The sequence below is a fragment of the Zoogloea sp. genome (genome assembly GCF_023150065.1).
In the GTDB taxonomy this organism is placed as follows: domain Bacteria; phylum Pseudomonadota; class Gammaproteobacteria; order Burkholderiales; family Rhodocyclaceae; genus Zoogloea.
On the sequence record NZ_JAKLLN010000007.1, the window covers coordinates 228,248 to 237,214 of the forward strand.

At 66.8% G+C, this 8,967-nt stretch carries 7 protein-coding genes; 4 read left to right on the forward strand and 3 right to left on the reverse strand.

Going from position 1 to position 8,967, the window contains the following annotated elements:
- Positions 1–169: 169 nt before the first annotated feature.
- Both L6Q67_RS11220 and L6Q67_RS11225 read left to right on the forward strand, forming a co-directional pair.
- Positions 170–2,497 carry an ABC transporter ATP-binding protein gene (locus L6Q67_RS11220; protein ID WP_296569219.1) on the forward strand — a complete coding sequence of 776 codons (2,328 nt, stop codon included), beginning with the start codon at positions 170–172 and terminating at the stop codon, positions 2,495–2,497.
- Between the two features lie 9 nt (positions 2,498–2,506).
- Positions 2,507–2,974, forward strand: a complete 468-nt coding sequence (locus tag L6Q67_RS11225; protein WP_296569221.1) for a DUF1854 domain-containing protein — start codon at positions 2,507–2,509, stop codon at positions 2,972–2,974.
- 98 nt (positions 2,975–3,072) lie between these two features.
- On the opposite strand, the gene L6Q67_RS11230 is transcribed toward L6Q67_RS11225, so the two are convergent.
- Both L6Q67_RS11230 and L6Q67_RS11235 read right to left on the reverse strand, forming a co-directional pair.
- The gene (locus L6Q67_RS11230) at positions 3,073–4,599 is read right to left on the reverse strand and encodes a DUF5666 domain-containing protein (protein WP_296569223.1); all 1,527 of its coding nucleotides are present in this window, start codon (positions 4,597–4,599) and stop codon (positions 3,073–3,075) included.
- A gap of 110 nt (positions 4,600–4,709) precedes the next feature.
- Positions 4,710–5,477 (reverse strand): hypothetical protein, encoded by a 768-nt coding sequence (locus L6Q67_RS11235; RefSeq protein WP_296569225.1) that lies wholly within the window; start codon positions 5,475–5,477, stop codon positions 4,710–4,712.
- Between the two features lie 171 nt (positions 5,478–5,648).
- Between L6Q67_RS11235 and L6Q67_RS11240 the strand changes: the two genes are divergently transcribed.
- Positions 5,649–6,242 (forward strand): hypothetical protein, encoded by a 594-nt coding sequence (locus L6Q67_RS11240; protein WP_296569227.1) that lies wholly within the window; start codon positions 5,649–5,651, stop codon positions 6,240–6,242.
- Positions 6,243–6,289: 47 nt separating this feature from the next.
- On the opposite strand, the gene L6Q67_RS11245 is transcribed toward L6Q67_RS11240, so the two are convergent.
- The gene (locus L6Q67_RS11245) at positions 6,290–7,954 is read right to left on the reverse strand and encodes an aminotransferase class III-fold pyridoxal phosphate-dependent enzyme (protein ID WP_296569229.1); all 1,665 of its coding nucleotides are present in this window, start codon (positions 7,952–7,954) and stop codon (positions 6,290–6,292) included.
- A 24-nt stretch (positions 7,955–7,978) separates the two neighbouring features.
- On the opposite strand from L6Q67_RS11245, the gene asd reads away from it, so the two are divergent.
- On the forward strand, positions 7,979–8,890 hold the full coding sequence (gene asd / locus L6Q67_RS11250; RefSeq protein WP_296569231.1) for an archaetidylserine decarboxylase: 912 nt from the start codon (positions 7,979–7,981) through the stop codon (positions 8,888–8,890).
- The last annotated feature ends 77 nt before the right edge of the window (positions 8,891–8,967 follow it).

Below are 8,967 nucleotides of genomic sequence, written 5' to 3' on the forward strand. Positions count from 1 at the left end.
CGCGGCAGGGCCCGGTTGGATTACCGGAGAAAAAAATATCGACAAGCCCACGATTCTGCCCGACCGCCGGGTGTACGTGCCTGTAACGAGTCAGTAAACTTCGGACGCAATTTTGCCCCACGCCGGCCCTTTCCTGTGGCCCTTTTCTGAGGCCGCATCGCGCCCCAAAATGAATTCCGCGCCCGCCCCCCTTTCTTCCGCCCTTCCTTCCGCCTATTCCGACTACCTCGGCCCTGCCGTTCCCGACGCCTGGCGTGCCCGCCTCGATGCCGCCCTGAACCCCGGCGAGAAGGTTCTGGCCAGCCTCAGCCTCGATCTGGACACCCGACTGCAGTTCCGCGGCGGCATCGTCGCGCTGACCGACAGCCGCCTCATGGCCTGGGACCTGGAAGCGGACGCCTGGCAGGCCTGGGCGTTCCGGGATGGCCTGCAGCTGCGCCACCGGGACCACGGCGGCGTGGCGGCCCTCGATCTGGTGGACAACGGCGGCAAGCTCTCGGGCTGGCGCTTCACCCTGGCCCAGGACCCGGCCGCCCGCAATCTCTCCGACCGCTTCAAGGCCCAGCTCGAGTGCGTGCTGGCCGGCCGTCAGCCCACGCCGCCCGAGCCCCTCACCTGCCCTACCTGTGATGCGCCCCTGCCGCCGGGCACCGACGAGTGCCCCACCTGCGCCCGGGAGATCCACACCCCCCCGTCCACCTGGACCCTGTTCCGCCTGTGGCGCTTTGCCCAGCCCTACAAGGGGCAGCTCCTGGCCGGCTTCGTCCTGACCCTGCTGTCCACAGCCGCCACCCTCGTCCCGCCCTACCTCACCATGCCGCTGATGGACGAGGTGCTGATCCCTTTCCAGAACGGCGCCCCCATCGACAGCCACCGGGTCATGATGATGCTCGGCGGCCTGCTCCTCGCCGCCGTCTTCGCCTGGGCCCTGGGCTGGGCCAAGACCTACATCCTGGCCCTGGTCAGCGAGCGCATCGGCGCCGACCTGCGCACCACCACCTATGAGCACCTGCAGGGCCTGTCGCTGGAGTACTTCGGCGGCAAGCGCACCGGCGACCTGATGGCGCGGATCGGCGCCGAGACCGACCGGATCTGCCTGTTCCTGTCCATGAACCTGCTGGACTTCGCCACCGACGTGCTGATGATCACCATGACGGCGATCATCCTGGTGTCCATCAACCCCTGGCTGGCCCTCGTCACCCTGGTGCCCCTGCCCTTCATCGCCTGGCTGATCCACACCGTCCGCGACAAGCTGCGCTACGGCTTCGAGCAGGTGGACCGGGTGTGGTCCGAAGTCACCAGCGTGCTCGCCGACACCATCCCCGGCATCCGGGTGGTCAAGGCCTTCGCCCAGGAAAAGCGCGAGGTCGGCCGCTTCCGCGACGCCAACGCCCGCAACCTGGCGGTCAATGACCGGGTCAACAAGATCTGGTCGGTGTTCTCCCCCACCGTCACCCTGATGACCGAAATCGGTCTGCTCATCGTGTGGGGCTTCGGCATCTGGCTGGTCTCCGAGAACGACGTCACCGTCGGTACCCTGGCCGCCTTCCTGGCCTACATCTCGCGCTTCTACACCCGCCTGGATTCCATGAGCCGGATCGTGTCGGTGACGCAGAAGGCCGCCGCCGGCGCCAAGCGCATCTTCGACATCCTCGACCACGTCTCCAGCGTGCCCGACCCGGCCACGCCCCAGCACCTGCCCAAGGTCACCGGCGCCATCGAGGTCAAGCGGGTGGGCTTCCGCTATGGCAACCGCACCATCCTGCGCGGCGTCGATCTGAACATCGCCCCGGGCGAGATGATCGGCCTGGTGGGCCACTCCGGCTCGGGCAAAAGCACCCTGGTCAACCTGATCTGCCGCTTCTACGACGTCACCGACGGCTCCATCCGCATCGAGGGCATGGACATCCGCTCGGTGCCGGTGTCGGAATACCGCCGCAACATCGGCCTGGTGCTGCAGGAGCCCTTCCTGTTCTTCGGCACCATCGCCGAGAACATCGCCTACGGCAAGCCCGACGCCACCCGCGAGGAGATCATCGCCGCCGCCCGTGCCGCCCACGCCCACGACTTCATCCTGCGCCTGCCCCAAGGCTACGATTCGCTGGTCGGCGAGCGCGGCCAGGCCCTGTCCGGCGGCGAGCGCCAGCGCATCTCCATCGCCCGCGCCCTGCTCATCGACCCGCGCATCCTGATCCTCGACGAGGCCACTTCGGCGGTGGATACCGAGACCGAAATGGAAATCCAGGCCGCCCTCGAGAACCTCATCCGCGGCCGCACCACCATCGCCATCGCCCACCGTCTGTCCACCCTGCGCAAGGCCGACCGGCTGGTGGTGCTGGACCGGGGCCAGATCGTCGAAATCGGCAACCACGACACCCTGATGGAAAAACAGGGCGCCTACTTCCGCCTCTACGAAGCCCAGACCCGCAAGCTGGACGACGACGCCATCGGCGCCGAGCCCCGCGCCCCCCAGCACCGCGAACACGCCCCCGCCTGAAGACCCGCCATGCCCCAGCAGAATCTCGACATCACCCGCAACAGCTTCGGCCAGCTGCTGTTCACCGACACCGAAGGCAAGGCCCACCTGGTCACCCCGGTGCGCGCCTTCCCCATCGGCGCCCCCGCCGAGAACATCGGCCTGATCAACACCGATGGTGAAGAAGTGGCCTGGATCGACAAGCTGAGCGACCTGCCTGAAGGCGCTGGCCAGCTCATCGCCGACGAGATGGCCAGCCGCGAGTTCATGCCGGTGATCCAGCGCATCCGCCGCGTCTCAAGCTTTGCCACCCCCAGCACCTGGGACCTGGAGACCGACCGGGGCGACACCAACATGGTGCTCAAGGGCGAGGAAGACATCCGCCGCCTCACCCCGCCCGCCCTGATGATCACCGACAGCCGCGGCATCACCTTCCTGATCCGCGACCGCTACGCCCTCGACAGCCACAGCAAGCGCCTGCTCGATCGCTTCCTGTAGGCCGCACAAAAAAGAAGGCCCGCCAGTGGCTGCCCCGGGGCGCCACTGGCGGGCTTCGCTTTTGGCAGGCGAGCCCGGGAAGGGCCCGCCGCCAGGGGTCAGTTGCCGCGCTTGATCTCGACCTCGACGACCTGGAAGACACCACTCGCATCCAGGTAGCCCTTGGCCTCCACATAGGGCTGGCTGCCCGGCACATAACGGCCGCCATCATCCCACCTGGCGCCGGACAGGTTCGCATTGAGCACGCTGTCCCCGCTGAGGGTGCAACTGGACGGGTAGCTCACGCAACTCAGGGTCGCGTAGATCTCGAACTTGCTGCTGCCACTGGACAGCACGCCACCGGAACCCGAAGTCAGACTCGCCGTGGCCCCCTTCAGCTCAAGCTTCGTGGCCAGCAGCACGCCATTCTGATAGGTGCCCTTGACCTCCACGTAGCTGTTGTTGCCCACCGTATTGACGCCGTACTCGAAGCGCGCCTGGCTGGCATCCACGGGCACGCCCTGGACGGTGAAGCTCGACAGGGAACTGAAGTTGGCCACCACGCCATACAGCTCCTGCTTGTAGGTGCCGCTGTACGCCACCTGACCGTTGGCGCCCAGCACCTGCAGGCTGCGGCCGCTGCCCTCGATCTCGATCCGGCTGGCCACCAGCGTCCCCCCCGAAAGACTGCCCTTGACCTCGACGAAGCTCCCGATGGCGGGGGCGGCCATGGTACCGAGACTAATCGGCGTGCCCGAGACGCTGATCGTGCTGCCGCTGATGGAATCCACGATGCCCTTGATTTTCACGGAGCCACCGGATACCGGGTTTGCGCCACCCGACACCAGGGTCACGGCCCCCAGCACCAGCACCCGGCTTGCCACCACCTGGCCATTGACCGGGGCGGCCGCCGCCAGGATGCGCACATCGCTGCCGGCAGCAATACCTGCACCGGCCGGCGACACCGTGTCGGCCGCGTAAGACACCGTGAGGCCATTGCGCAAGGTGAGACTGCCGGCCCCCACCGAAGCCACGATGCCGCGCAGGGCCACACCGGAAACGCTGCCCGTGACACTGCCACGGACTTCGATGCGCGTAGCGGTAAAGCTGCCGTCGGCCTGGGGCAGGCCATAGACCTCCACGTAGCTGCCTGCAGCCAGGGCCGCCAGCCCGCTCAGGCCGGAATCGAACACCGTCGTCCCCGTGACCTTCACGGTCTGGCCACCCACGCTCAGGGTACCGGCGCTCACATCCACCGCACTGACAGCGCCGCGCAGGCCACCGACAATGCGGATCCGGGTGGCGCTACCCGTCGCCTTCACGTCGTCCACATCGCCGCTCACCGACACCACGGTGCCAAGCCGGATCGGCGAGGCGTACATGGTGCTGCCATAGGGATCGTCCGCGTCATGAACCGTGGCGCCGAGGGTTTCGAAACGGACACCATTCACCACGATCGAGCCCAGGCCGCTCACCGGCCCGGTGTAGGTCGCCGCCGCCGTCGGGGTGGCCGGCGCAGGGGTGCCGGCAGAGGCACCGGTACCGCCGCTGCCGCCCCCACCACAGCCAGACAGTGCCGCGGCGGCACCCAGGCTGAGCAGGAACGGGGTCAGGGTCATGGGCTTGAATGGACGAGCAGGGTTCATGGGCTGGGTCTCCTCTGGGGTTTGTCAGGATCACGTGCAGGTCCGCGCGGACCGGGCAGCGAGCGGAGTATCCCGAGCAGAACTTAAGTCCCGCTTAAACCCAGGCGACATCAGTCGCCCCCGCCGCAGCCTCCTCCGCCACATCCGCTGCCGCCATCGCCGGCATCCCCACCGCCACCACCGGAGTCACCCGAACACCCTCCACCGCCGCCGCTGCAGCCGATGTCGCTGGCGCAGTAGGCATCTCCTGATCTCTCCCCGTCAGGCCCCATGCAGTTGAGGGCATAGCGAAAGCCGTCGGGGATCAACAGCAGGCCATCCAGCGCAAAAAGCATGGGCAGGCGTTCGGGCTTGCGTGGGTTGATGCCATCGAAACGGCAGGCATGCTGCCAGGTACGGCGCAATCCCTGCCGGGCGCTCTGGGGCGTGGCCATGTACTCCGCCGGCGTGTGATCGAGAAAGCGGCCCAGGCCCTGACGGCAGAACAGCCGATAGCCCTTGGTGAACAGGATGAACTCATGCCAGGCCACATCCACCGCCTGACTGGGCATGGACACCATCCGCCCCCGGGCCGCCAGCGCCACCTGGAAGAAGGTGCGCAGCTCCCGCAACACCAACTCGGCCTGGGCATCGCTGAGGTGGGGATAGCGCTCGCAGACCTTGCGCGCCAGCCCCGCCGGAAAGCGGAAATCCGCCAGAAAGCGGGCCCGGGTCCGCCTCTGCCACCGCCGCCAGGCGAGGCCAGTCAGCACCAGCACACCTGTCGCCAGCAGCACCCGGGGTATCCACTGACCGGTTTCCGGTAGATAGTGGGTGACGAAGCCCCCCAGCACGGCAAGGGCCAGCGCAACACCAAGAATCCGGCGCTTTTCGGTCATCCCATTCACCGCCCTTCCCTGCCCTGAAAATCATGCAGGCATTCTACCCACGGCCCCAGGGAGCCGATGGAACACCGGCGATCACACCGCCTTAACATTTTCGCAGCCGCCCGGTAACGCGAGCTTCTTAGTCTTGCCGCGAAGGCCATTCGGCCGATTTCGGGAGACGCCATGAAGGAATTTTTGCGCGCGCTGGACACCCAGCGCTGGGACGACCACCGCTTTTACCACCACAGCCGGATCAATCAGACCCTGCACCTGATCAGCGCCATCAGCTTCCTGATCGCCTACTCCCTGCTCTTCGTGGATCCGGTCAAGGCCGCCCTGATCGGCTGGCTGATCTCCATGGTTACCCGCCAGTCCGGCCATTTCTTCTTCGAGCCCCTGGGTTTCGACGAGGAGAACCAGGTGAGCAACGACTACAAGGAAGCCGTCAAGGTGGGCTACAACCTGCAGCGCAAGGTCGTGCTGCTGTCCATCTGGGCCTTCATCCCGGTGGCCCTGTGGCTCAACCCGACGATGTTCGGACTGTTCGAGGCCCACACCGACATGACCGGCTACATCGACCATCTGGGCGCCCTGTGGCTCAGCCTGGGCGTGGGCGGCCTGCTGTTCCGCACCGTGCATCTGTTCTTCATCCGCGACGTGCAGACGGGCCTGGTGTGGCTGGTCAAGATCCTCACCGACCCCTACCACGACATCAAGCTCTACCACCGCTCGCCCCTGCTGCTGCTGCGCGAACTGCGCGAGCGCCAGGCAGCCTGATCGTCCTGCGACGCGGCGCCCCCCTCGGGAGGGGCGCCGCAGCGCGTTCAGTCGCCCTGCTTCAGAAAACGCCGGACCAGCATTTCCTTCAGGATGCGCCGGCGGATCGCCTTGTTGGTCAGCGTCCCGTCATGCCACCACCAGCCATCGGCCTCCATGCGCCGGGCCGCGGCCACAATGCGGTCCATCACCTCGGCAAAATCGGCCTCCGTGTAATTGAGGCTGAAGATGAAGCGCCCCGTCCCCACCCAGCTCAGGGCCAGCCCCTCAGCCCGCATGTAGTACTGGAGCATCCAGTTGTAGCGGCTTGGGCGGGTGTAGGTCACCGTCCAGATCGACGACAGGTTGGCCACCCGGACGGGCAGGCTCTCAGCCTCGAAGCAGGCATTGAGACGGGTCGCCCTGGCATTCCAGGTATCGTCCAGACCTGCGTAGAGGCCACGGATCTCCGGGGTCTCGATGCGCTCCAGAAACTCCGCCATGGCGCCCATCACCCAGGGGTGGGAGTTGAATGTCCCCCGGGCAAAGCAGATGTCCGCCGGACGGTCGTCCCGGAAGCGCTTCATCAGGGCCCGGCGCCCGCACACCACGCCCACCGGCAGGCCTCCACCGAGGGTCTTGCCATAGGTCACCATGTCGGCCTGTACGCCGAAATACTCCTGGGCGCCCCCCGGCGCCAGCCGGAAGCCCACGAAAACCTCATCGAAAATCAGCACGATGCCACGCTCGTCACAGACCTGGCGCAGCTCTTTCAGCCAGGCCGTGTAGGCCGCCCGGTCGAAACCCGCCCGGCGGCTGCTGTCCACCAGGGACGAATCCCCCGGCGCAGCGCCGTTGGGGTGCAGGGCCTGCAGTGGATTGACCAGCACACAGGCGATGTCCTTGCGCCGCTGCAGCACGCGGAGGGCGTCGGGGTGCATGTCCTTCAGGGTATAGGTCTGGTTGGCTGCCGTGGGGTTGCCGACGCCGGGCTGCACCTCGCCCCACCAGCCATGGTAGGCGCCGCAGAAACGGACCAGGTGGCTGCGCCCGGTGTGATAGCGGGCCAGACGCACCGCCTGCATCACCGCCTCGGTGCCCGACATGTGAAAGGACACCTCGTCCAGCCCGGAGATGGCCTTCAGGCGCCTCACGTTGTAGGCGAGCAGCGGGTGATAGGCACCGAGCACCGGCCCCAGGGCCGCCACCCGCTCGCTGCCCCGGACCATGCAGGTCTTGTAGAAATCGTAGCCGAAGACATTCACCCCGTAGGCGCCGCCCAGATCATAGAGGGCGTTGCCGTCCAGATCGGTCACGGTCACGCCCCCCGAGGACTCGAGGAAAGCCCCGCCCTTGAGGTGCTGACGCAAAAATCGGCTGTACTGGAAGGGCACCCGGTAGGCGCTGGTGAACTGCAGATCCGACACCCCGTCCTGGACCTCGGCAGTCAGGGCTGCGCTCTCGGCAAAGCGCTCCCGGTAAAGCGCAGCCAGCCGGAAGAAACCCTCCCGGCGCCGCGCCACCACCTCGGCCGGGGCGTCGTCGGAGTTGAAGAACCCGGCTTCGTCGTACTCATAGAAAGGCAGCAGCTTCGCCACCCGGCGGGACATCTTGGCATGCCCGGTCAGGGACGGATGTTTCCCCTTCGACAACTCCAGACGCCGCTTCATCTTCAGGATCAGCCCGGGCAATGCCACAGCGCCCAGGCCGGCCAACACCAATGCATCTTCCACGTGCGCGTTCTCCGCTACTGAAAGATGACTGATTTAACCGACCCCCGTTACAGCGCCATGAATCGTCCAAGCCCGCCCCGCCGCCTGATCACCCGCCTGCTGGATCAGGAAGACCTCAACTTCCTGCTCACCAACCGGGTGCCCCGTGCCCTCCTCACCCGCTTCATGGGCTGGTTCAGCAAGATCGAGCAGCCCCTCGTGGCCCGGCTGTCCATCGGCATCTGGCGCCTGTTTGCCGACCTGGACCTGTCGGAAGCCCGGGAGCGCCACTTCGCCAGCATGCACGCCTGCTTCACCCGCGAGCTCAAGCCGGGCGCCCGCCCCATCGACACCGACCCGGCCGTGCTGTGCAGCCCCTGCGACGCCATCGTCGGAGCCTGCGGCGCGCTGGACGGCACCACCGCCCTGCAGGCCAAGGGCGCACCCTATCCACTCATCGACCTGCTGGGCAGCCAGGAACGGGTAGACGCCTGCCGCGACGGCCAGTACGTGACCCTGCGACTCAAATCGAGCATGTACCACCGCTTCCACGCACCCGCCGACCTGGAGGTGGAGCATGTGACCTACATCGCGGGAGACACCTGGAACGTCAATCCACCGACCCTGAAGCGCATCGAGAAGCTCTACTGCAAGAACGAGCGGGCCGTTATCCGGGCCCGCCTCAGCGGCCACGATGCGGTGCTGACCCTCGTCCCGGTCGCCGCCATCCTCGTTGCCAGCATCCGCCTGCACTGGCTGGATGTGCTGCTGCACACGGGTTACGCGGGGCCGACGGAGATCCCCGCCCGTGCCGGGTTCCGCAAGGGCCAGGAAATGGGTTGGTTCGAGCACGGCTCGACCATCATCCTGTTCGTGCCCCCAGGCTTCGCGCTGTGCGAGGGCATCGCGGAGGGCCAGCCGATAAGGATGGGCGAAGCGCTACTGCGCGCCCGCTAAAATCGGGATAGGGGCGGTCAGATAATCTGACCGTTCCCCTCCCACACCACCCGGCATGCGGGTCCGCACCGGGCGGT